Consider the following 19,709-nt stretch of genomic DNA (forward strand, 5'->3'; position numbering starts at 1 on the left):
GAGGAGCACTACTTGTCATCCTGAGGAGCGAAGCGACGAAGGACCTGCTTGAGGGTTTTAACAGCAGATCCTTCGTACGCTCAGGAGGTCCTTCTGACGCCTTCGGCCCTCAGGATGACAGTGATCTAGCTAAAGCGTCCTAGCTCTTCAGCCGGTACCCGGTCCTGAAGATCCACGCGACCACCCCGAGGCAAATCAGGAAGAACGCGAGCGTCATTCCGAAGCTCAGCGCCACGTTCACGTCCGACACGCCGTAGAAGCTCCAGCGGAACCCGTTGATGAGATACACGATCGGGTTGAAGAGGCTCAGCGTCCGCCACACGCCCGGGAGCATGTCGATCGAGTAGAACGCGCCGCCGAGGAACGTGAGCGGCGTGATCACGAGCATCGGGATGAACGAGAGCTGCTCGAAGCCGTTCGCCCAGACCCCGAGGATGAATCCGAAGAGGCAGAACGTCACGACCGTGAGCACGAGGAAGGCGACCATCCAGACGGGATGCGCGACGCTCACGGGGACGAAGATGTTCGCCGTGGCGAGGATCACGAGACCCAGGATCAGCGACTTCGTGGAGGCCGCGCCCACGTAGGCGAGCACGATCTCGAAGGGCGACACGGGAGCGGAGAGCAACTCGTAGATCGTGCCGGTGAACTTCGGCAGGTAGATCCCGAACGACGCGTTGTTCAGGCTCTCGGTGAAGATCGCGAGCATCACGAGCCCCGGGACGATGAAGGATCCGTACGGCACGCCGTCCATGCCGCCGCCCATGCGCGAGCCGATCGCCGCGCCGAAGACCACGAAGTAGAGCGAGGTCGTGATGACGGGTGTGACCAGGCTCTGGAAGAACGTGCGCCCGAAGCGCGCCATCTCGAAGCCGTAGATCGCCTTCACGCCATGGGAGTTGAAGCTCATTTGGCCACCAGTCCCACGAAGATCTCCTCGAGCGAGGTCTGCCGCGTATGCAGGTCGCGGTACTCGATGCCGAGCTCGCCCAGGCGCGCGAGCAGCGTCGGCACGCCGGTCGCATCCTGGTGCGCGTCGTACGTGAGCTCGAGCTCGTTGCCGCCGCCGTTGAGCGCGAGGCGCCAGCCGTCGAGTCCCGGCGGAATTTCAGTCAGAGGCCGCGCAAGGTGCACCGTGAGCTGCTTGGTGCCGAGCTTGCGCATGAGCGCGGTCTTCTCGTCCACGACCACGAGCGCGCCCTTGTCGATGACGCCGATGCGGTCGGCCATCTCCTCGGCCTCGTCGATGTAGTGCGTGGTGAGGATCACGGTCACGCCGCCTTCGCGCAGGCGCCGCACCAGCGCCCACATCTCGCGGCGCAGTTCCACATCCACGCCGGCGGTGGGTTCGTCGAGGAACAGGACCTGGGGTTCGTGGGCGAGCGCCTTGGCGATCAGCACGCGGCGCTTCATGCCGCCCGAGAGCGTCATGATCTTGTCGTGGCGCTTCTCCCAGAGTGAAAGCTCGCGCAGCACCTTCTCGAGGTGCGCGGCATCAGGCCGTTTGCCGAACAGGCCGCGGCTGAAGCTGACCGTCGCCCACACGGTCTCGAACATGTCCGTGTGCAGCTCCTGCGGCACGAGCCCGATCTTCGCGCGGGAGGCGCGGTAATCGCGGACGATGTCGTGGCCATCGACGACCGCGCGGCCCGTGCTCGGCGTCACGATGCCGCAAACAATATTGATGAGCGTGGTCTTGCCCGCGCCATTGGGCCCGAGCAGCGCGAAAATTTCCCCGCGGCGGATCTCGAGGTCGACCGCCTTCAGTGCCTGCAGGCCGGAGGCGTAGGTCTTGCTGAGGCCCTGGATCGAGATGATGGACATGGGAAGAATTCTCCCATGCCCACCCTCTCAGAAAAAGGGGACAGTCCCCATTTCCGAAAAGGGGACTGTCCCCATTCTTTGCGTCAGTGCATCGTCTGGTCGCGCGCGCCACCCGGCCGCGAAATGTCGGCGAGCGCCTCGCCCGTCGTCTTCGGCGCCACCTTCACCGCCAGATCGCCGAGCGACACGATGCCCACGAGCCGCTTCGCGCGGTTGAGCACCGGCAGGCGGCGCACCTGCTGGTCGCCCATGTTGGTCGCGACCTCGTCGACCGTCTGGTCTTCGTAGCAGTACAGCACTTCATTGCTCATCACCTGGCGCACCGTCGTCTCCGGCGACAGCCCGTTCGCAACGGCGCGGATCGCGATGTCGCGGTCCGTAATCACGCCGATGAGGCGGTCGTTCTCGCCGACGGGGATCACGCCCGCGCCGCATTCGGCCATCAGTTTCGCGGCGTCGCAGATCGACTTGTCGGGGTCGATGAGCGCGACTTCGCGCGTCATCATTTCGCTGACTTTGTTCATGGCAATTCCTTCCACCGTTCGTTGGCGTTCGAATCGTCAGTGTCCGGCCGAAATGCGCCACGCGCTGTCGGACATCGCCGCTTTCCACGTAGGCGCTAGTTGCGCTCGGTGGGCCGTCCGAGGAAAAGATAGAGCGAGGAGTCGCCACCGAACGTGTGGCCATAGCCGAGGTAGAGCGGACCGATGACGGAGTCGAGCCCGACGAACACGGAGGCGGCTTTCTTCGTGTCCTTGAAGGAGATGTCGGAGCTGCGTGCCCATGCGTTGCCGGCCTCGAGCGACGTGCCCAGGTACCAGCTGCGACCGAGCACGCGCGGCAACTCGCCCATGCGGTAGTACGCGAGCGCGCCCACGAGTGCGGCCTGCGAACCCGTGATCGCGCCGTAAGGGGTGCCGCTCAGGTTGAAGAATCCGCCCATGCTGAAGCCGCCGCGATTGTCCTGCGAGGTCTGCGCGCCGGCGATGCCCAGCAGCGTCAACCGGTCGAAGGTCAGGGGCAGCAGCACGCTCACGTTGGAGGTCCGGAACGGCGAACGCGACGTCTGGTAGTCGTCGAAGCGCACGACCTCGGCGGCCACGAAGGCTCCGTGGCGCGGAAAGTTCGCGTCATCGAGGGTATCGGCGATCACCGAAGCGCGGACGAATCTCGCGTTGCCTTCGACCGGGCCATCGAGCGAACGGCCGATCGAAGGCGTGGCACGGTATCGCTCGTAGCCGCCGCCCACTCGCGCCACCGCGATGGTGCCGAGCCGGCGACCGATCACCGCGGAGGCCACCGACGTCGCGGTGGTGACGCGATCGGTGCGGCGGTTTCCCTGCGTGAAGATGTCGTAGTCGGATTGCACCGCTTCGAGCAGCGGCTCGACGAACCATGGGCTGCCGGGGCCCAGCGGCTGGTAGAAGGCCGTGGTGAACCGCTGCACGTCGCCGAACTGCACTTCATTTCGCCACTCCGCGCCCCAACTGTTCACCCACGTCATGGTGTGCTGCACCGTGATCGAGAAGCGCGCGTCGGTGTCCAGATCCGCGACCGCGCGGCCGCCGATGCGCAGGTAGTTCGGGCCCCAGGGCTTCTCGTCGACATCGATCACCACCGAGCGGCGTCCCTGCTCGAGCTCCGAGCGCACGTGCACGCGTTCGAAATCGCCCATGCCGTAGAGAACGCTGCTCGCCCTCGAAAGATCGGCGTCGCTGACCGCCTTGCCCGGCTCCACGCCGGCGATGCTCTGCACCTCGCGCTTGAGCGCCTCGGGGTTGGTGCGCACCGCGCCTTCCACGCGCACTTCCTTGATGGCGAGATCCGGAATCACGGGACGACGCACGCGGCCCGCTTCCCAACGCGCGTACTCGCGAGCGTCGAGGGCGAGCGGCGCGAGGCGTTCGACGACCCGCTTGGCCGCGGCCTCGCCGATCGCGATGAGCTCCGTGCCGCGTTCGAAATCGACGAAGCTCACGCCCTTCAGGTCGGGCGAGATGAGGATGTCCTTCGGGCGCAGCGCGCGCAGCGAGATCCCGACGTTCTGCTCCGTGAGGATGTTGATCATCTGCAGCGCCACGCCCGGCGCCGAGGACAGCGAGTCGCGCGGCATGAGCGGCGTGCCCACGTTGACCGCGATGATGATGTCGGCCCCGAGCTCGAGGGCGACTTCGACCGGCAGGTTTCTCACGAGCCCGCCGTCGCCCAGCAGGCGGCCGTCGACTTGCGTCGGCGCGAATGCGCCGGGGATCGACATCGACGCGCGCATCGCCACGGAAAGCGACGTGTCGCGAAGGACGACGAGCTCTCCGGTTTCGAGATCGGTCGCCACCGCACGCAGCACGACGGGCAGCTCGTCGAGGTGGCGCGCATCGCTCGCCGGGCGGGCGACGCTGCGCAGGAATTCCTCGAGGTTCTGGGATCCGAAGGCCCCGCGCGGCAGCACGATGCCCTCCTTGGTGACCCCGAGCTCGCTCTTGCCGATGAAGCGCAGGTCGTCCTCCTTGCGGCGGAACGAGAGGTCCTCGCGCGGTGGCCGGTCGGAGAACATCGCCGTCCAGTCCGCCTGCCCGACCAGCACTTCCATCTGCTCGGGCGTGTTGCCCGCGGCGTACGCGCCACCGACGATCGTGCCCATGCTGGTCGCGACGATCATGTCGACGGGCACGCGCTGGTCGCGCAGCACCTTCAGCACGCCGATGTGCGCGAGACCTCGCGCGCCTCCGCCGGAAAGGACGAGGGCAATCTTCGGCCGGGGACGAGAGGCGGTCTCGGCGGGCGGGGTTGCCTGCGCGGCCACGTCGGCAATCCCCAGGGTTGCCGTGCACATCCAGAAAATCACCAGGCACCGTGCGCAATTTCGCCGCATGACCCAGTGTACCTAGCGCGTGCGCATGGCGCTGCTAATCCGGGGCGAAAGGATCGCCTTCGAGCCCGGGACTGAAATGCATCACGCGTTCGCGAATGTCGGGCGTCTCGAAGTACGCCTCGCCACAGCGAACGTGGATGAACCCCGAGGGATTGAAGCGCCCTTCCTCGAAGAACACGAGCTTGATGCGCCATTGGCCCTTCGGGATCGGCTCCTTGCAATGGCGGCAGGCGGCCTGGCCCTTCGCGCGCTCGGCGCCATCGATGCGCGGCAGGCGCTTGTGCACGAGGCCCCGGTGCGCCTCGAGCTCGAGCTTCTCGCGGTCGATCAGGTCGGGCGGCGCGGCGGGCAGTGTTTCGAGCAGCGACTCGGGCCGCTTGAACGCCGCGCACAACGGATGGAACCAGAGCGTCTGGTCGCCGTCCGCGAACGGGTTGGCCACGCGCTCGCCGAAGCGCAGCTCGCCCTTGGCGATGGCCTGGCCGCAGCCGCGGCATTTGGAACGCCCGGTGGCGGCGGGTTCGAAGGTATGGGTCACAGGCGAAAGGATAGTGGATGACCGCGTTGCTGAGCTAGCATCAACCATGCGCGCCGCCTTCCTCTCGCTCTGCCTCCTCCTCGCCGGCTGCGCCACGAGCGTCTTCAACCCGGCGACCAACGTGCCGATCACCAGGGCCACGCCCCCGGGCATGGACGCGCCCGAGGACATCGTCGGCGAGAACGCGGTCGCGCTTTCCTTCTCGGGCGGAGGCCTGCGCGCCGCGGCGATCGCCCACGGCGTGCTCACGGCGCTGCGCGACACGAAGACCGCGGGCGGTGGCAGCCTCGCCGACGAGATCGTGTTCATCTCGAGCGTGTCGGGTGGTTCGCTTGCCGCCGCGCACTTCGGCCTCTACGGCGTCGAGGGCATGGACCGGTTCCGCGAGAACGTGCTGCTGCGCGACTTCGAGGCCGACATGCGCCTGTCGATCACCAATCCCGACAACCTTCTGCGCATCTTCGGGGGCGGTCTCAACGCACGAGAGAACTTCGGTGAGTCGCTCGACAAGCATGTCTTCAATGGCGCGACCTTCGCCGACCTCTACAAGCGCCGCAAGAGCGACATCCGCATCCACGCGACCGATGTCTACAACCGCCTGTCTTTCCCCTTCATCCCGCGGATCTTCTCGGTGCTCTGCAGCGACATCCGGCCCTACAGCATTGCCGACGCCGTCGTCGCGTCGATGGCCGTACCGCTCGTGTTCGCACCGGTCGTGGTGCGCACCTACCCCGATCACTGCACCGCACCCCTGCCTCGCGCGATCGCGCAGGCACGCAACGACCCCGATGCGCCGCCCATCCTGAAGTCGATCGAAAAGGCGATGTCGTCCTATCGCGACCCGAGCAAGGTGCGCTACGTGAAGCTGATCGACGGCGGCGTCACCGACAACCTCGGCCTCGCCACGCTGGCGGTCAGCCGGGCGATTTCGGGCACGGCCTACGCGCCGATGACCGAACGCGACGCGGTGAAGGTCCGCCGCATGCTCTTCCTCGTGGTCGACGCGGCGCGCGGTCCGCACGGCGCCTGGGCGCTCGAGGAGCCGGGCCCGCCGGGCGTGGAGCTGGCACTGCACGTGACCGACGTCGCGACCGAATCCATGGCCCGCTACGCCGCCGATGGCTTCTGGCGCATGTTGAAGGAGTGGGAAGCGTCGTTGATCGAATTCCGCTGCGGGCTCACGCTCGAGCAGGTGGCGCGCCTGGGCGGCCCGGTGAAGGACTGGCACTGCTCGGACGTGCGCTTCTACTTCGCGTCGTTGTCGATCGACAACCTCTCGCCCGAGGACCGCGCGAAGCTGGAAGTCATTCCCACTCGCCTCACGTTGCCGCCCGAGCAGATCGACGCGGCGATCGACGCGGCGCGCCGCACCATGCTCTCGTTGCCGCGCTTCCGGCAGTTCCTCTTCGAACGGATGAAGCCCTCACCCTAGCGCGGGTGGAAGCGCCTGACCGCTAACACCGCGATCACGACGAATGCCAGGAAGACGATGCCCTGCGCGATCGCGAACGGCGGCTCCTGCTGCGTGGGCGCGAGTGCCTTCAGCGAGGGCACCTTGAGGAACGCCTGCACGACGAGCACGAACACGTTGAGGTAGAGCGAGGCGACCGCGGTGCCGACATAGAGCGCGCGCCACCGGCCCGAGAGCCCCTTCAGGTACAGCGCGTAGATCGCGACCATGAGGGCTGCCATGCAGATGATGCCCGTCGCGTGCGAGGGCAGGAACTTGTCCGCGGGCAGGATGAACCCGCTCAAATTGGTGAGGATCGTGAGGCCGAGGAACGCGGCCGTCCATTTCGGTGCGCGATCCGCCTTGAACATCGCGGCCACCGCACCCACGCCCGCGACGATCGCCACGAGGCTGATGACCACGTGGATGAAAACCATCGGTGACATTCCCAGAATCATGGCTTCCCTCCCCGGAAGTTTTGTGCGGAAGACTCTAGCGGATTTCGTGCCAATGCGAGCAACAACAAGGCGAAACATCTTGGTGCGGAACCAACTGGCGCGCGAGGGGTTCAGACTGCTTCACGCAACACGCAGGAGGCATCACATGCAGCAAAGAGACGTCGTCGTACGCAATCCTTCCGGGCTCCACGCCCGTGCCGCCGCAAGGCTCACTCTCGCTGCCGCGAAATTCCGCTCCAACATCATCCTCGTCGCCAATGGGCGACGCGCCAACGCGCGCAGCCTCATCGCCGTCATGATCCTCGCCGCGGGCATGGGCGCGCACGTGTTGATCGAGGTGCAGGGGCCTGACGAAGTGGAAGCGATGCAGGAAGTCGCGCAGCTCGTCGCGAGCGGCTTCGCGGAGAAACGCTAGGCGGCTTCGCCCGCGGCGCGGCCCGAGGCCCACGCCCACTGGAAGTTGAAGCCGCCCAGGTGGCCGGTGACATCGACCGCCTCGCCGATGAAGTACAGGCCCGGCACCTCGCGCGCCTCCATCGTCTTCGATGACAGGCCGCGCGTGTCCACGCCGCCCAGCGTGACCTCGGCCTTGTTGTAGCCGAGCGTGCCGGTGGGCTGCAGCTTCCAGTCATTGAGGGCTCGCGCGAGCTCCTCGACCTTGCGCTCGGCAAGCTGCACGATCGGGCGCGTGGCTTCGTGCTCCTCGCACCACGCCTGAATGAAGCGCGCGGGCCAGCGTTCGGCGATGAGCGCGCCCAGCGTTGCCGGCGAACGACGGTTCTCCGCGAGGAACGCGGCCGCGTCCGTGCCCGGCAGGAGGTTCACGTGCAACGGATCGCGCGCTTCCTGCATCTGCCAATAGGAAGACGCCTGCAGAACCGCGGGGCCGGAGAGGCCGCGGTGGGTAAAGAGCATCGCCTCGCGAAACTTGCCGCCGCCGCAAGTGATCTCCACTTCGAGCGAAGCGCCCGAGAGCTCGCCGTAGCGCGCGAGCCATTTGTCGTCCATCGCGAGCGGCACCAGCGCGGGCTTGGGCGGCACGATCGCGAGCCCGAACTGTTCGGCAAGCTTGTACGCGAAGGGCGTGGCGCCGATCTTCGGGACGGTGAGCCCGCCGGTTGCGACGATCACGGATGCACACTCGATCGCGCCCTGCTCCGTGTCGATGCGATACCCGCTCGCGGTCTTCGCGACCGCGCTCACGCCACACGGGCGCATCCACGTGACCCGGCCCTCGTCGCACTCGGCCTTGAGCATCGCGATGATCTGCTTCGCGCTCTCGTCGCAGAAGAGCTGGCCCAGCGTCTTCTCGTGATGCGCGATGCGGTACTGGTCAACGAGTGCGACGAAATGGCGCGGCGTGTAGCGCGCCAGCGCCGAGCGGCAGAAGTCCGGGTTGCGCGAGAGGAAATCCTTGTGCGTCGCGTGGATGTTGGTGAAATTGCAGCGCCCGCCGCCGGAGATGCGGATTTTTTCCCCGAGATCCTTGTAGTGATCGATGAGTACGACACGGCGGCCGCGCTGGCCCGCGGTGGCGGCGGCCATCATGCCGGCTGCGCCTGCGCCGATGACGGCGACGTCAGTGGAGGTTGTCATCACAAGAAATTGTCATCCTGAGGGCGGTAGCAATTTGTCATCCTGAGGAGCGAAGCGACGAAGGACCTGCTTGAGTGCTTTAACAGTTAAACCCCTAAAGCAGGTCCTTCGTCGCTTCGCTCCTCAGGATGACAGTAAGCAAAGCTCCTCACGATGACAGTACGGGATTCCCCGCCCGGGTCCGTCCATGGAACGGATACATCGGATCCGAATAACCCGGCGTCGAAGGATGCCCCGGAGGGACCAACGAATCGACGAGGGCCTCATCTTCGGCCGTCCACTTGTAGTCGAGCGCACCGAGGTACCCGGTCCACTGTTCCAGGGTCCTTGGCCCGGCGAGCACCGAACTCACGTGTTCGCAGGCGAGCACCCAGGCGGTGGCGAACTCGCCCGGTGTGATGCCACGCGTCTTCGCGTGCGCGGCCATGGCCTGCGCATGTTCCATGGACTCGCGCCGGAATTCGGTCTGCATCATGCGTTTGTCCGAACGGCCGCCGCGCGAACCCTCGGGCGGCGCCGCATCGGGAACGTACTTGCCGGTAAGCACGCCGCGCGCGAGCGGGCTGTAGGGGACCACACCCAGGCCGTAGTACGCACACGCGGGCAGCACTTCGACCTCCGGCATGCGATTCATCGCGTTGTAGTACGGCTGCAGGCACACGGGCCGCGGCATGCCGATCGCGTCGCACAGGCGGATCACCTCGGCGATGCGATAGGCGCGGAAGTTGGACAGGGCAAAGTGGCGAACCTTGCCCGCGCGAATGAAGCCCGCCATGGTCTCGAGCGTCTCGGTGAGCGGCGTGGCGGTGTCGTCCTTGTGCAGGTAATAAAGATCGATGTAGTCGGTGCCGAGGCGCTTGAGGCTCGCATCGATCGCGCGCGTCATGTGGCCGCGGTGCAGGCCCTGGTTCTCGGGGCCCTCGCCCATCGCGTTGGCGACCTTGGTGGCGAGGATCCACTGGCCGCGCTCCGGGGAGATGAGCTTGCCGGTGATGCGCTCGGACTCGCCCTTCGCGTAGACGTCCGCGGTATCGATGAAATTCACGCCCGCGTCACGCGCGTTGGCGACGATCCGGGCGGATTCCGCGGCGTCGGTGCGGTCGCCGAACATCATCGTGCCGAGGCAGATCGGGGAAACCTCGATGCCGCTCGAGCCCAGGGTGCGATTCTTCATGGCCGTCCTCCAGTAAACCGCAGCTTACAATCAGGTTGTGCTGAACAACGAATATCCCCTCGAACCGCTCTTCGGCCGGATCCTCTCGCCGTTCCAGCGTTTCATCAGGCGCACTACGGCCGGCGGCATCGTCCTGTCGGTCACGACGGCGCTCACCCTTGTCGCGGCGAGCGTTTTCGGCGACGACGCGCTGCACCATTTCTTCGAGCAACCGTTCGTGCTCGGCGTGGGCAGCCGGTTCGAGCTCAAGCTCACGCTGCATCACCTCATCAACGACGGGCTGATGGCGCTTTTCTTCCTGATGGTGGGCTTCGAGCTGAAGCGAGAGATCCTCGTGGGCGAGCTCTCGTCGATGCGCGATGCGGCCCTGCCCGTCTTCGCCGCCGCCGGCGGCATGATCGTGCCCGCGGGAATCTACGCCGCGCTCAACGTCGGCACGCCCGCCGCCGCCGGCTGGGGCATCCCGATGGCCACCGACATCGCGTTCGCGGTCGGCATCCTCGTGCTCCTCGCGTGGCGCATCCCGAAGAACCTCATCGTGTTCCTCATGGCGCTCGCGATCGCCGACGACCTGGGCGCGGTGATCGTGATCGCGGCGTTCTACACGGCGGATCTGCGCGTCGAGTACCTCTGGGCCTCCGGCGCCATCACGGCGCTGCTCATCCTGCTCAACCGCGCGGGCGTGCGGCGCGCACTTCCCTACGCGCTGCTGGGATTTCCGCTCTGGTTCTTCGTGCACGCGTCGGGCGTGCACGCAACGCTCGCGGGCATCATCCTCGCGTTCTCGATTCCCTCGGTTCCGAAGGTCGGCGCCATCGACTTCCTCAACCGCATCAAGGAACTTCGCGAAGCGTTCCTCCAGCAGCGCGAGGACCAGTCCACGGGCGACAACCCGCTCAACAACAGCGAAATGGCGGCGGTGGCCGAGGCGATCGAGAGCGCGGCCGTCGCGGTGCAAAGCCCGCTGCAGCGGCTCGAGCATGGCCTCACGCCGTGGGTCACGTTCGTGGTGATTCCGCTATTCGCGGTCGCCAACGCGGGCATCGACCTCGCCGCGGTGAAGTGGGGAAGCGCGCTGGGCAATCCGCTCACGATCGGCGTGGCACTCGGCCTCGTTGTCGGCAAGTTCATCGGCATCGGCGCCTTCAGCTGGGTGGCGGTGAAGATGGGCCTCGCACGCCTGCCCACCGATGTCGAGTGGAAGCACGTGCTGGGCGCGGCGTGGCTCGCGGGCATCGGCTTCACGATGTCGCTCTTCATCGCGCAGCTCGCATTCACGAGCGCGGCGATGGTCGAGCAGGCGAAGATCGGCATCCTCGTCGGATCGGCGATCTCGGCCATCGTGGGTCTCGTATGGCTCTACATGGCGTCGATCAAGCGCGCCGCATAGCCCGTGCTCGAGAACATCCTCTGGAAGGCGTTCACCGGAACGCACGCGCACCTGACGGTCGGGACTGATCGCATCCGTCGTTACGCGCCGGGCTACTCGCCGCTGATGGGCTTCGCCGATCCCGCCGATCCGCCGTTCGCGGAGCTCGCACCGCACTGCAGCCCCGGCGAGCGCATCTACTGCGCGGAGTGGCGCGGGCCTGAGCCCAAGGGTTGGAAGATCGACGTCGACACCACGATGTGCGCGATGGCCTGGCAGGGAAACGATCCCGCGACCGACGAAACACTGGGCGCGATCCGCCTCGCCAGCGAACACGTGCCGCAAATGCTCGCACTCACCGAGCTCACGCGACCCGGACCCTTCGGTCCGCGCACGATCGAGCTGGGTGAATGGTACGGCGTCTTCGAAGGCGCGCAGCTCATCGCGATGGCGGGCGAGCGGCTCAAGGCCGGGAATCTTCACGAGATCAGCGGCGTGTGCACGCTGCCGCAGTTCCAGGGGCGCGGTCTTGCGCGCCGCCTCACGCTGCATGTGCTTCGGCAACAGCTCGCACGCGGCGACCAGCCGTTTCTCCACGTCGCTTCGGCCAATACGCGTGCGCGGGAGCTCTATCGGAAGATGGGGTTCGCGGAGGTGCGCGAGGTGCCGATGCGGATCGTGGTGGTAGGCTGAAAAAAAGCAGTTAACGAGGAGACCGCCATGCGAAACACACTCATCGCCTGCATCGTCGCGCTCGCATCCACCGTCGCATCCGCACAAACCGATTGGCCGACCAAACCGGTGCGCATCATCGTGCCGTACACGCCGGGCGGATTCACGGACCAGGTTGCGCGCATCGTTGCGCAGAAGCTGCAGGACCGGATCAAGCAGCCTATCACGATCGACAACAAGCCCGGCGCGAACAGCATCGTGGGCGTGGAGGCGGCGGTGAAGTCGCCGCCCGACGGCTACACCTTCGTGCTCGTGATCGCCGCGTTCTCCGCGAACCCGTCGCTCTACGCGAAGCTTCCGTACGACACGCGCAAGGACCTGGTGCCGGTGTCGCTCGTGGGTATCGGGCCGCTGATTGCCGCGGTGAACAACGAGATGCCGGTGAAGACACCGAAGGAGCTCGTCGATTACGCGAAAGCGAACCCCGGAAAGATCAGCTTCGGTTCGTCGGGCAACGGTTCGGCCGCGCACCTCACCACGGAACTCTTCAAGTCCACGACGAAGACCGACATGGTGCACATCCCGTACAAGGGTGCCGCGCCGGCGATGGTGGACTTGCTGGGCGGACGCATCCAGTTGCTCTTCGATGCGGCCACCGGACTCATCCCCAACGGCAAGGCCGGAAAGATTCGATTGATCGGCGTTTCAGCCGATCGCCGCCTCGCCGCAGCGCCGGACGTGCCGACCTTCGCTGAACAGGGCTATCCGGGATTCATCGGCAGCACCTGGGCCGGCGTGCTTGCGCCGGCAGGAACGCCCGCGCCGATCGTCCAGAGGATGTCCACGGAGATCGCGGCCATCGTTCGCCTGGACGACGTGCGTGCGAAGTTCGACGAGATGGGCATCGTCCCCGTCGGCGGCACGCCGCCCGAGTTCGATCAGTTCATCGTCAGCGAGATCGACAAGTGGGGCAAGGTCATCCGCGACGCGAAGGTCACGGCGGACTGAACGTCAGTCGTCGGCCCTCGGCGGCGGGTGCCCGTTCGAGTTGCGCGGCGGCCGGTGGAACACGGCCTCGACGTTGTTCCCGTCCGGGTCGTGCAGATAGGCCGCGTAGTAGTTCGGGTCGTGCAGCTGTCGGATTCCCGGGGGCCCGTTGTCCTTGCCGCCCGCCTCGAGGCCGGCGAGATGGAAGCGGCGCACGGCCTCTTCGCTCGGCGCCGAGAACGCGACGTGGATCGGACAGGCCTTGGCCTGCGGATTCGCGTCCACCATGAACTCGTTGGCCGAGAAGTAGTTTTTGTCCACCCGCAGCGTGTGGCCGAGTTCCAGCGCGTCGAGAATGGCGCGATAGAAGGTGAGGCTCGGGCGCAGATCCTTCACGTGGACCTGCACGTGATCGAGGACGCTTTCGTCCTTGGCGTTGGCGTTCGTGTTCATGTTGGCGGTGGGATTGAGGTTGTTTTCCACGACGTCACAGTACGCAAAGACCCTCGTGGGCTCTGTCATCCCCGCACTGATGCGAATGTAGGACAACGGCTGTCACCCGCTCGGAAGCCGCGCGTAGTCCCTGTCCGTCAGTCGGCGGCGGCAGGCTCGCCGCGGAGCTCCTGGCGCGCCTGCCGGACGACGGAGATCGCCGCCGTGAGCGCGAGGATGGCCATGATCGTGGCGACGAACAGGTCCGGCCAACCGGCCTTCGTCCCGAAGACGCCCAGGGCCGCGAGCAGCACCGCCACGTTGCCGATCGCGTCGTTGCGGGTGCACAGCCACACTGAGCGCATGTTCGCGTCGCCCTTGCGGTAGCGATAGAGCATCACCGCGACCGCCACGTTGGCGATCAACGCGAGCGTGCCGATGACCCCCATCGAGACCGGATCGGGAACGACGCCGCGCGCGAAGTTCCAGGCGGTGAGCGCCAGGATCCCCACGCCGTAGGTGCCCATCGAGAGGCCCTTCACGAGTGCCGCCCGCGCGCGCCAGACCAGTGCCAGGGGCAGCACGAAGAGGCTCACGCCGTAGTTGGCGGCGTCGCCCAGGAAATCGACCGCGTCGGCGAGCAGCGAAACCGATTCCGCGCGCACGCCGGCGATCACCTCGACGACGAACATCAGCGCATTGATGACGAGCGCCGCCCAGAGCACGCCGCGATAGTGGCTGTCGGCGGCGGGGACTTCGCAGCAGGCGTGGTCGTGGTTGTGATGTTCGCTCATGACCCTCATTTGAAACCCTATACTGGCTACAGGGTCAACCCCCGGGAGTTCCCATGAAGATCGGCGAGCTGGCGAAGGCCGGGCAGTGCGATGTGCAGACGATCCGCTACTACGAGAAGAAGGGCCTGCTGCCCGCGACGAGCCGCACGGATGCCAACTACCGGCGCTACGGCCCGGGCCACGCCGAGCGCCTCACCTTCATCCGCCATTGCCGCTCGCTCGACATGACGCTCGAGGAGATTCGCGCCCTGCTTTCATTCCGCGACAAACCGGAGGCGAACTGCGGCGGCGTGAACGAGCTGCTCGATGAGCACCTGCAGCACGTGGCCCATCGCATCGCGCAGCTCACGGAGCTCGAGAAGGAACTCAAGCTGCTTCGTCGCCAGTGCCGCAAGGCGCAACCGACGAAGAGCTGCGGGATCCTCGCGGGCATCGCCACCGGAACGGCGAAGCGGCCCGTCAGCGGCAAGGGTCTGTGATTGTCATCCTGAGGAGCGCAGCGACGAAGGACCTGCTTTAGGGGGTTAACAGTTAGAACCCTAAAGCAGGTCCTTCGTCGCTGTGCTCCTCAGGATGACAGTCACTGCAGATCTTCGTACTCCGGATGCCGCCGCAGGTAAGCCCCGGCAAAAGGGCAAACCGGCACCACCTTCTTCCCCCGCGCCCTCGCGTCCTCCAGCAACGCCTTCATCAGCGCCGACGCGTGCCCCTTGTTCTCCTCGGAGCGCAGCACTTCGACGTGATTGATGCGCAGCGTGCCGTTGCCGGTATCGGCCAGGCGGGCGAACGCAATCTCGGTCCCGTCGCGCTCGCCGATGAAGCGCATGCGCTCTTCGTCGAAGCGAAACGCGAGCCCCATCAGAGCGGATACCCCGGCCGCACGAGCGGGATGTATTCGGGATGCTTGCGGATGAACGCGGCCGCATACGGACACACCGGGATCACCACCTTGCTCTGCTCCTTGGCCATGGCGAAGAAAGCCCGCATCAGCGCAGAGCCGTAGCCCTTGCCCTCGTGGGCAGGCAGGACTTCGGTGTGCTTGATGAGGATCGCATCGGCACCTACGGGATCGATTTCACTGTAGGCAACCTCGGTGCCGTTGAGTTCACCGATGAAGCGCTTGCGGGCGAGGTCGTGGCGGAAGCTGAGGGTATCGGTCATGCGGAGATTGTAGTCACCTCCACTGCGGTGAGCACCCCACCCACTGTCATCCTGAGGAGCGCAGCGACGAAGGACCTGCTTTAGGGGGTTAACGGCGTGGTCAACGCCATTCCGCCACCGCACATTCATCACGCATGCGCGACCACAACTACTTCGTCTACATCCTCGCCAGCAAATCCCGCACCCTCTATGTGGGGGTCACCAACAATCTCGAGCGCCGCATCTACGAGCACAAGCAGAAGCTCATCAAGGGTTTCACCGCGAAGTATCGGATCGACCGGCTCGTCCACTACGAGCACACGGAAGGTATCGAGGGAGCAATTGCGCGCGAGAAGCAAATCAAAGGATGGTTGCGGGAGAAGAAGGTCGCGTTGATCGAGATGTACAACCCCACCTGGGAGGACCTGACCCCCAGTGAGCTTAAACAGTTAACCCCCTAAAGCAGGTCCTTCGTCGCTTCGCTCCTCAGGATGACAGTGTTGGGTGCCCCCTTGACAGGGCGCCCTCGGGCGGTGTTATAGTTAACTACAACACCAGCTCACAGGGCCCTCGGCCCTCTCTCCGGCCACCTATTGATGGATAACGAATGGAACGACAGCCAGCCGATCTACCGGCAACTCCGGGACCGGATCGTTGCGATGATCCTGGACGAGGCACTCAATGAAGGCGACCCACTGCCATCGGTGCGAACGGTTTCCGCGGAGTCGCGCGTGAATCCGCTCACCGTGATGAAGGGATACCAGCAGCTCGTGGACGAGGGACTCGTGGAGTCGCGCCGCGGACTGGGGATGTTCGTGAACGAGGGCGCGCGCGACCTTCTATTAAAAGGAGAGCGGCAACGCTTCCTGAAGGAAGAGTGGCCGCGGGTGCGCGAACGCATCCAGCGCCTCGGACTCTCCACCGAAGAATTGCTCGCCATGCCGGCCGCCAAGCGCCGCGTGCCGAAGGAGCGCTGAGATGAGCACGATCGAAGCGCGCGGCCTGCGCAAGACTTATGGCGACACCGTGGCACTGGCCGGCATCGACCTCACGGTCGAGCAGGGCCGGATCCTCGGCGTCATCGGACCCAACGGCGCGGGCAAGACCACGGCGATCAACGCGATCACCGGGCTCACGTCGTGCGAAGGTGACCTGAAGGTCCTCGGACTCAATCCGTGGACCCAGCGCGATGCCCTCATGCAGGACGCTTGCTTCATCGCGGACGTCGCGGTGCTGCCGCGGTGGCTGCGCGTGTCGCAGGCGCTCGACTTCGTGGCGGGCGTGCATCCCAAGTTCGATCGCGCGAAGGCCGAAGGCTTCCTCGCCAGGACCGCCATTCCGCTCAAGAAGAAGGTGGGCAAGCTTTCCAAGGGCATGGTGACGCAACTTCATCTCGCGCTCGTCATGGCGATCGACGCGAAGCTGCTGGTGCTCGACGAGCCCACGCTCGGCCTCGATATCCTCTTCCGCAAGCAGTTCTACGACACGCTGCTCACCGACTACTTCGACGGCAACCGCACGATCCTCGTGGCCACGCACCAGGTCGAAGAGATCCAGCACGTCCTCACGGACCTCGTCTTCATCGACAAGGGCCGGATCGCGCTGTCGTGCTCGATGGAAGCTTTCGAGTCGCGCTATGCCGAACTCACCGTGGGTCCCGAGCAGTTGCCCTCGGCGCGTGCACTGAACCCGATCAACGAACGCCAGGGCCTGGGCCGCACGATCCTGCTCTTCGACGGTGTCGATCGCGACCGGCTCTCGGAGCTGGGTGACGTGCGGGTGCCCAGCATCGCCGACCTCTTCGTCGCGGTCGTCGGGAAGGGGGTGGCCGCATGAAGACGCAACCTCTCTACTGGTCGCTGCGGCGCGAGATCTGGGAACACAAGGGCGTGTGGGTCGCGCCGATCTCCGTCGCCGTCCTCGTGACGGTGGGCGTGGTCATCAGCATGGTTCGCCACCTGGACAAGTTCCGCGCGATGGCGAACCTGGATCCCGCCAAGCTCGCACCACTCATCTACACGCCGTTCAGCATCATCGCGTCGATCATCCTGCTCATCAGTTTCATCGTAGGCGCGTTCTACTGCCTGGACGCGATGAATGCCGAGCGCCGCGACCGCAGCATCCTCTTCTGGAAATCGCTGCCGGTCTCCGATCTCACGGCGGTCACGGCCAAGGCGCTCATCCCGCTCGTCGTCCTGCCGGCGATCGGCTTCGTGGTCGCACTCACCACGCAGATCGTCGTGCTCCTCGCGAGCAGCGTCGCCTTTTCGGCGAAGGGCATCGACGTCGGCATCCTGTGGGGAGCGATTCCGCTCTTCAAGATGGCGGCACTCATGTTCTACGGCGTCGTGGTGCACGTGCTCTGGTACGCGCCGCTCCACGGTTACTTCCTGCTCGTATCCACGTTGGCCAAACGCGCGGTGTTCCTGTGGGCCACGCTGCCGCCCTTCGCGCTGGTGCTGGTGGAGATGGTGACGTTCGACGTGTCGTCCATCGCCAACCTGATTCGCTACCGCTTCGTCGGTGCGATGCAGGAGGCGTGGGTCGTGGACGCGGGGCGCCAGAAGGTCACGGAGTTCTCGCAGATCGATCCGGTGAAGTTCCTCAGTACTCCCGGCCTCTGGCTCGGGCTCATCTTCGCGGCGGCCTGCTTCGCCGCGGTGGTGCGGCTCCGGCGCAGCCGCGAGCCCGCATGAAAGGAGTCACGATGAAAGCGATCGCCTCGAAAGCCCTCTACAGCTTCCTCTGCTTCCTGCTCACGAGCTGCGCGGCGCTCCACGCTGCCGCGGGCCCACTGGCCAGCGTCGAGTGGCTCCAGAAGAATCTCGGACGCGAGGACGTCCTCGTGATCGACACCTCCGCCGGCCGCGTCTATGCGGCGAAGCACGTACCCGGCGCGGTAAACGTGGACATCATGGGCGTGGGCCTCTTCCACAAGGCGAGCAATGCCGACGTGGAGAAGCGCTTCCAGGCCTGGGGCATCGAGCCAGGCCGCAAGGTCGTGATCTATGACGAAGGTGCCAGCTGGACGGCGACGTGGCTCTACTCCGAGCTGCACTACTACGGCTTTCCCGCCGCGGACATCTCCGTGCTCGACGGCGGCCTCGCAAAGTGGGAGGCCTCGGGTGGCGCGGTGACCAAGGAGCCCACGCCGCGCAAGCCCGGCACGTTCCGCATTTCCACCACGCGCGACGACGAGCGCACGAACCTGTCGGAGTTCCTCGTGGCCTCGGGCGATCGCGCGAACTACGTGTTGGTCGATGCGCTCGAGACTCCTTATTACTACGGCGGCGCCAAGTTCTTCGATCGCGGCGGCCACGTGCCCGGCTCCGTGTCGATGGCGGTGTCGGACTTCTTCAACGAGGACAAGACGTTCAAGTCCCCGGCCGAGATCCGCAAGATGGCGGCGTACCAGGGCATCGGCGCCGACAAGCAGGTGCTCTCGCATTGCGGTGGCGGTGGTGCCGCAACGGTTCCGTTCTTCGCCCTCAAGTTCCTCGCGGACCACCCGAAGGCGAAGATCTACAAGGGATCGCAGAAGGAATGGCTCGAGGACGAGCGCGGCCTGCCCTTCTGGACGTACGCCGCGCCCGGTCTCAGCCGCGATGGCAGCTGGGTATCGGCGTGGGGCACGGGGCGGCTCATGCGCGCGCTCGGAATGAACAAGGTGAGCCTGGTCGACGTGCGCCCGGCCGCCGCGTTCCAGCAGAATCACGTGCCCTTCTCCGTGAGTGTTCCGGCCGAGATCTTTCGCGCGCACGTCAACGATCCCGCAAAGCTCGCCGAGGTGCTCGCCTCGGCCGGCGTGAATCCGTCGCACGAGGTGGTGATCATCTCGAAGGGCGGCTTGAACGAAGATTCCGCGCTGGCGTTCGTGATGCTCGAGAAGCTCGGCCAGGCGAAGGTCTCGCTGCTCAAGGATTCGGTGGACGAATGGGGCATGCGCGGCTTCACGCTCACCAAGCAGGAGACGATCGTCGGCGCGCCGAAGTCGCCGCAGGATTTCGCGGTGGCGCCCACGACGTACCCGGTGGCGTTGCGTTCGGGCGTGATGGTGAAGGACACGCGCGCCAAGGGCGAGTACCCGAAGGTGTATGTCGCTTCCGGGAAGAATGCGCCCGCAAAGTCACCGGACGGCAAGACCGTGCACGTACCGGCCGCGAGTCTCGTGAATGCCGATGGCTCGCCCAAGGCCGCGGGCGATATCTGGAGCATCCTGGCAAAGGCCGGCGTGCCGAAGTACGCGGAAGTCGTGGTGTTCTCGGATGATCCCGCGGACGCAGCAGTGAACTACTACGTGATGAAGCTGATGGGCTTTCCGGACGTCAAGGTGCTGGCAGCGTCCTAGGACGACGTGACCTATACAAAAACGCACTTTGCATTCGCCTGATCCTGTGGACCACCTA

The 19,709-nt window shown here is 65.7% G+C and carries 23 protein-coding genes; 11 read left to right on the forward strand and 12 right to left on the reverse strand.

Going from position 1 to position 19,709, the window contains the following annotated elements:
* Nucleotides 1-139: 139 nt before the first annotated feature.
* The 5 genes from DSM104440_RS17635 to DSM104440_RS17655 form a co-directional block, all read right to left on the reverse strand.
* The gene (locus tag DSM104440_RS17635) at nt 140-910 is read right to left on the reverse strand and encodes an ABC transporter permease (RefSeq protein ID WP_171164972.1); all 771 of its coding nucleotides are present in this window, start codon (nt 908-910) and stop codon (nt 140-142) included.
* Nucleotides 907-1,824, reverse strand: a complete 918-nt coding sequence (locus DSM104440_RS17640) for an ABC transporter ATP-binding protein (RefSeq protein ID WP_171164974.1) — start codon at nt 1,822-1,824, stop codon at nt 907-909. Before DSM104440_RS17640 ends, DSM104440_RS17635 begins: the two co-directional genes overlap by 4 nt.
* 83 nt (nt 1,825-1,907) lie before the next feature.
* A complete protein-coding gene (locus DSM104440_RS17645) occupies nt 1,908-2,348 on the reverse strand; it encodes a CBS domain-containing protein (RefSeq protein ID WP_212758125.1) in 441 nt (146 codons plus the stop codon).
* Nucleotides 2,349-2,443: 95 nt separating this feature from the next.
* Nucleotides 2,444-4,654 carry a patatin-like phospholipase family protein gene (locus DSM104440_RS17650; protein WP_171164976.1) on the reverse strand — a complete coding sequence of 737 codons (2,211 nt, stop codon included), beginning with the start codon at nt 4,652-4,654 and terminating at the stop codon, nt 2,444-2,446.
* 73 nt (nt 4,655-4,727) lie between these two features.
* The gene (locus DSM104440_RS17655; RefSeq protein WP_171164978.1) at nt 4,728-5,231 is read right to left on the reverse strand and encodes a PARP-type zinc finger-containing protein; all 504 of its coding nucleotides are present in this window, start codon (nt 5,229-5,231) and stop codon (nt 4,728-4,730) included.
* Between the two features lie 46 nt (nt 5,232-5,277).
* Between DSM104440_RS17655 and DSM104440_RS17660 the strand changes: the two genes are divergently transcribed.
* Entirely contained in the window at nt 5,278-6,663 is a 1,386-nt protein-coding gene (locus tag DSM104440_RS17660; RefSeq protein ID WP_171164980.1) for a patatin-like phospholipase family protein, read from the forward strand.
* Here the strand turns inward: DSM104440_RS17660 and DSM104440_RS17665 are convergent.
* A complete protein-coding gene (locus DSM104440_RS17665) occupies nt 6,660-7,118 on the reverse strand; it encodes a hypothetical protein (RefSeq protein WP_212758126.1) in 459 nt (152 codons plus the stop codon). The two genes, DSM104440_RS17660 and DSM104440_RS17665, sit on opposite strands and share 4 nt — an antisense overlap.
* A 166-nt stretch (nt 7,119-7,284) precedes the next feature.
* On the opposite strand from DSM104440_RS17665, the gene DSM104440_RS17670 reads away from it, so the two are divergent.
* Nucleotides 7,285-7,554 (forward strand): HPr family phosphocarrier protein, encoded by a 270-nt coding sequence (locus DSM104440_RS17670; protein WP_171164985.1) that lies wholly within the window; start codon nt 7,285-7,287, stop codon nt 7,552-7,554.
* Here the strand turns inward: DSM104440_RS17670 and DSM104440_RS17675 are convergent.
* Together DSM104440_RS17675 and DSM104440_RS17680 are read right to left on the reverse strand one after the other, a co-directional pair.
* On the reverse strand, nt 7,551-8,735 hold the full coding sequence (locus DSM104440_RS17675) for a BaiN/RdsA family NAD(P)/FAD-dependent oxidoreductase (protein ID WP_171164987.1): 1,185 nt from the start codon (nt 8,733-8,735) through the stop codon (nt 7,551-7,553). The two genes, DSM104440_RS17670 and DSM104440_RS17675, sit on opposite strands and share 4 nt — an antisense overlap.
* 148 nt (nt 8,736-8,883) lie before the next feature.
* Entirely contained in the window at nt 8,884-9,909 is a 1,026-nt protein-coding gene (locus DSM104440_RS17680; protein ID WP_171164989.1) for an aldo/keto reductase, read from the reverse strand.
* Between the two features lie 37 nt (nt 9,910-9,946).
* On the opposite strand from DSM104440_RS17680, the gene nhaA reads away from it, so the two are divergent.
* The 3 genes from nhaA to DSM104440_RS17695 are packed head-to-tail and all read left to right on the forward strand — an operon-like array spanning nt 9,947 to nt 12,958.
* Nucleotides 9,947-11,299: a Na+/H+ antiporter NhaA gene (nhaA, locus tag DSM104440_RS17685; RefSeq protein WP_212758127.1), complete on the forward strand. Its 1,353-nt coding sequence runs from the start codon at nt 9,947-9,949 to the stop codon at nt 11,297-11,299.
* A gap of 3 nt (nt 11,300-11,302) precedes the next feature.
* Entirely contained in the window at nt 11,303-11,971 is a 669-nt protein-coding gene (locus DSM104440_RS17690) for a GNAT family N-acetyltransferase (protein ID WP_171164991.1), read from the forward strand.
* Between the two features lie 27 nt (nt 11,972-11,998).
* Nucleotides 11,999-12,958: a tripartite tricarboxylate transporter substrate binding protein gene (locus tag DSM104440_RS17695; protein ID WP_171164993.1), complete on the forward strand. Its 960-nt coding sequence runs from the start codon at nt 11,999-12,001 to the stop codon at nt 12,956-12,958.
* Between the two features lie 3 nt (nt 12,959-12,961).
* Here DSM104440_RS17695 and DSM104440_RS17700 read toward each other — a convergent pair whose 3' ends face one another.
* Together DSM104440_RS17700 and DSM104440_RS17705 are read right to left on the reverse strand one after the other, a co-directional pair.
* Complete coding sequence (locus tag DSM104440_RS17700) at nt 12,962-13,420, reverse strand: VOC family protein (protein ID WP_212758128.1); 459 nt, start codon at nt 13,418-13,420, stop codon at nt 12,962-12,964.
* 107 nt (nt 13,421-13,527) lie between these two features.
* Entirely contained in the window at nt 13,528-14,163 is a 636-nt protein-coding gene (locus DSM104440_RS17705) for a cation efflux transmembrane domain-containing protein (protein WP_171164996.1), read from the reverse strand.
* A gap of 53 nt (nt 14,164-14,216) precedes the next feature.
* On the opposite strand from DSM104440_RS17705, the gene cadR reads away from it, so the two are divergent.
* On the forward strand, nt 14,217-14,642 hold the full coding sequence (gene cadR, locus DSM104440_RS17710) for a Cd(II)/Pb(II)-responsive transcriptional regulator (RefSeq protein WP_171164997.1): 426 nt from the start codon (nt 14,217-14,219) through the stop codon (nt 14,640-14,642).
* A gap of 101 nt (nt 14,643-14,743) precedes the next feature.
* Here cadR and DSM104440_RS17715 read toward each other — a convergent pair whose 3' ends face one another.
* Both DSM104440_RS17715 and DSM104440_RS17720 read right to left on the reverse strand, forming a co-directional pair.
* A complete protein-coding gene (locus tag DSM104440_RS17715; RefSeq protein WP_171164999.1) occupies nt 14,744-15,022 on the reverse strand; it encodes a GNAT family N-acetyltransferase in 279 nt (92 codons plus the stop codon).
* Nucleotides 15,022-15,324 carry a GNAT family N-acetyltransferase gene (locus DSM104440_RS17720; RefSeq protein WP_171165001.1) on the reverse strand — a complete coding sequence of 101 codons (303 nt, stop codon included), beginning with the start codon at nt 15,322-15,324 and terminating at the stop codon, nt 15,022-15,024. Before DSM104440_RS17720 ends, DSM104440_RS17715 begins: the two co-directional genes overlap by 1 nt.
* A gap of 134 nt (nt 15,325-15,458) precedes the next feature.
* On the opposite strand from DSM104440_RS17720, the gene DSM104440_RS17725 reads away from it, so the two are divergent.
* From DSM104440_RS17725 to DSM104440_RS17745, 5 genes are all read left to right on the forward strand, one after another.
* The gene (locus tag DSM104440_RS17725) at nt 15,459-15,764 is read left to right on the forward strand and encodes a GIY-YIG nuclease family protein (protein ID WP_171165003.1); all 306 of its coding nucleotides are present in this window, start codon (nt 15,459-15,461) and stop codon (nt 15,762-15,764) included.
* A 135-nt stretch (nt 15,765-15,899) separates the two neighbouring features.
* Nucleotides 15,900-16,280: a GntR family transcriptional regulator gene (locus DSM104440_RS17730; RefSeq protein ID WP_171165005.1), complete on the forward strand. Its 381-nt coding sequence runs from the start codon at nt 15,900-15,902 to the stop codon at nt 16,278-16,280.
* 1 nt (nt 16,281) lies between these two features.
* Complete coding sequence (locus tag DSM104440_RS17735; RefSeq protein WP_171165007.1) at nt 16,282-17,139, forward strand: ABC transporter ATP-binding protein; 858 nt, start codon at nt 16,282-16,284, stop codon at nt 17,137-17,139.
* Nucleotides 17,136-17,999 carry an ABC transporter permease gene (locus tag DSM104440_RS17740; RefSeq protein ID WP_171165010.1) on the forward strand — a complete coding sequence of 288 codons (864 nt, stop codon included), beginning with the start codon at nt 17,136-17,138 and terminating at the stop codon, nt 17,997-17,999. The genes DSM104440_RS17735 and DSM104440_RS17740 overlap by 4 nt, the downstream gene beginning before the upstream one ends.
* 11 nt (nt 18,000-18,010) lie before the next feature.
* The gene (locus DSM104440_RS17745) at nt 18,011-19,651 is read left to right on the forward strand and encodes a sulfurtransferase (RefSeq protein ID WP_171165012.1); all 1,641 of its coding nucleotides are present in this window, start codon (nt 18,011-18,013) and stop codon (nt 19,649-19,651) included.
* Nucleotides 19,652-19,709: the final 58 nt, after the last annotated feature.

The organism is Usitatibacter palustris, from assembly GCF_013003985.1.
Lineage (GTDB): Bacteria > Pseudomonadota > Gammaproteobacteria > Burkholderiales > Usitatibacteraceae > Usitatibacter > Usitatibacter palustris.

Bases quoted from the DNA above. Each gene is read 5' to 3' on its own strand.
- cadR (WP_171164997.1), top strand. From the start codon at position 14,217: ATGAAGATCGGCGAGCTGGCGAAGGCCGGGCAGTGCGATGTGCAGACG.
- DSM104440_RS17645 (WP_212758125.1), bottom strand. From the start codon at position 2,348: ATGAACAAAGTCAGCGAAATGATGACGCGCGAAGTCGCGCTCATCGAC.
- DSM104440_RS17650 (WP_171164976.1), bottom strand. From the start codon at position 4,654: ATGTGCACGGCAACCCTGGGGATTGCCGACGTGGCCGCGCAGGCAACC.
- DSM104440_RS17745 (WP_171165012.1), top strand. From the start codon at position 18,011: ATGAAAGCGATCGCCTCGAAAGCCCTCTACAGCTTCCTCTGCTTCCTG.
- DSM104440_RS17725 (WP_171165003.1), top strand. From the start codon at position 15,459: ATGCGCGACCACAACTACTTCGTCTACATCCTCGCCAGCAAATCCCGC.
- DSM104440_RS17640 (WP_171164974.1), bottom strand. From the start codon at position 1,824: ATGTCCATCATCTCGATCCAGGGCCTCAGCAAGACCTACGCCTCCGGC.
- DSM104440_RS17675 (WP_171164987.1), bottom strand. From the start codon at position 8,735: ATGACAACCTCCACTGACGTCGCCGTCATCGGCGCAGGCGCAGCCGGC.
- DSM104440_RS17735 (WP_171165007.1), top strand. From the start codon at position 16,282: ATGAGCACGATCGAAGCGCGCGGCCTGCGCAAGACTTATGGCGACACC.
- DSM104440_RS17740 (WP_171165010.1), top strand. From the start codon at position 17,136: ATGAAGACGCAACCTCTCTACTGGTCGCTGCGGCGCGAGATCTGGGAA.
- DSM104440_RS17720 (WP_171165001.1), bottom strand. From the start codon at position 15,324: ATGACCGATACCCTCAGCTTCCGCCACGACCTCGCCCGCAAGCGCTTC.
- DSM104440_RS17635 (WP_171164972.1), bottom strand. From the start codon at position 910: ATGAGCTTCAACTCCCATGGCGTGAAGGCGATCTACGGCTTCGAGATG.
- DSM104440_RS17670 (WP_171164985.1), top strand. From the start codon at position 7,285: ATGCAGCAAAGAGACGTCGTCGTACGCAATCCTTCCGGGCTCCACGCC.
- DSM104440_RS17665 (WP_212758126.1), bottom strand. From the start codon at position 7,118: ATGGTTTTCATCCACGTGGTCATCAGCCTCGTGGCGATCGTCGCGGGC.
- DSM104440_RS17730 (WP_171165005.1), top strand. From the start codon at position 15,900: ATGGATAACGAATGGAACGACAGCCAGCCGATCTACCGGCAACTCCGG.
- DSM104440_RS17695 (WP_171164993.1), top strand. From the start codon at position 11,999: ATGCGAAACACACTCATCGCCTGCATCGTCGCGCTCGCATCCACCGTC.
- DSM104440_RS17660 (WP_171164980.1), top strand. From the start codon at position 5,278: ATGCGCGCCGCCTTCCTCTCGCTCTGCCTCCTCCTCGCCGGCTGCGCC.
- DSM104440_RS17680 (WP_171164989.1), bottom strand. From the start codon at position 9,909: ATGAAGAATCGCACCCTGGGCTCGAGCGGCATCGAGGTTTCCCCGATC.
- DSM104440_RS17705 (WP_171164996.1), bottom strand. From the start codon at position 14,163: ATGAGCGAACATCACAACCACGACCACGCCTGCTGCGAAGTCCCCGCC.
- DSM104440_RS17715 (WP_171164999.1), bottom strand. From the start codon at position 15,022: ATGGGGCTCGCGTTTCGCTTCGACGAAGAGCGCATGCGCTTCATCGGC.